Annotated in this window: 1 protein-coding gene; it reads right to left on the reverse strand. The window is 58.3% G+C overall.

The features are described from left to right. Window positions 1-178: 178 nt before the first annotated feature. Entirely contained in the window at window positions 179-943 is a 765-nt protein-coding gene (locus tag HMPREF1224_RS43885; protein WP_001389365.1) for an IS6-like element IS6100 family transposase, read from the reverse strand. Window positions 944-1,099 lie beyond the last annotated feature (156 nt).

Consider the following 1,099-nt stretch of genomic DNA (forward strand, 5'->3'; position numbering starts at 1 on the left):
TTGATTGGGCGTAATGGCTGTTGTGCAGCCAGCTCCTGACAGTTCAATATCAGAAGTGATCTGCACCAATCTCGACTATGCTCAATACTCGTGTGCACCAAAGCGAGGTGAGCATGGCGACGGAGGCTCTGTTGCAAAGATTGGCGGCAGTCAGAGGTAGGCTGTCGCTCTGCGCCGATCAGGCGGCTGCTGCGAAATGGTGGTTGAGCATGCCCATGGCCTCCGTCAGCGCCGAGGGCCCAATGCCAAAAGCTCTCTCCACAAGGCGCACCTCGCCCCTGATGCCGGGCTGCAGGCACCAGGGGCGAGCCTGTCCTTTGCGCAGGGCTCGCATGACTTCGAATCCCTTGATCGTGGCATAGGCCGTGGGGATCGATTTGAAACCGCGCACCGGCTTGATCAGTATCTTGAGCTTTCCGTGATCGGCCTCGATCACGTTATTGAGATACTTCACCTGCCGGTGGGCCGTCTCCCGGTCCAGCTTTCCTTCGCGCTTCAATTCGGTGATCGCTGCACCATAGCTCGGCGCTTTGTCGGTATTGAGCGTGGCAGGCTTTTCCCAGTGCTTCAGGCCTCGCAGGGCCTTGCCCAGGAACCGCTTCGCTGCCTTGGCGCTGCGGGTCGGCGACAGGTAGAAATCGATCGTGTCGCCCCGCTTGTCGACTGCCCGGTACAGGTAGGTCCACTTGCCCCGCACCTTGACGTAGGTTTCATCCAGGCGCCAGCTCGGATCAAAGCCACGCCGCCAGAACCAGCGCAGCCGCTTCTCCATCTCCGGGGCGTAGCACTGGACCCAGCGATAGATCGTCGTATGGTCGACCGAAATGCCGCGTTCCGCCAGCATTTCCTCAAGGTCGCGATAGCTGATCGGATAGCGACAATACCAGCGCACCGCCCACAGGATCACATCACCCTGGAAATGGCGCCACTTGAAATCCGTCATCGTTCCGTCCGTCCAATCTCCGCCAAGCATGCTCAAGCTTCACGATTTTTGCAACAGAGCCCACACGAGTATTGAGCATAGTCGAGATTGGTGCAGATCACTTCTGATATTGAACTGTCAGGAGCTGGCTGCACAACAGCCATTACGCCCAATCAA

Source organism: Pseudomonas sp. P179 (assembly GCF_000478485.2).
GTDB lineage: Bacteria > Pseudomonadota > Gammaproteobacteria > Pseudomonadales > Pseudomonadaceae > Pseudomonas > Pseudomonas aeruginosa.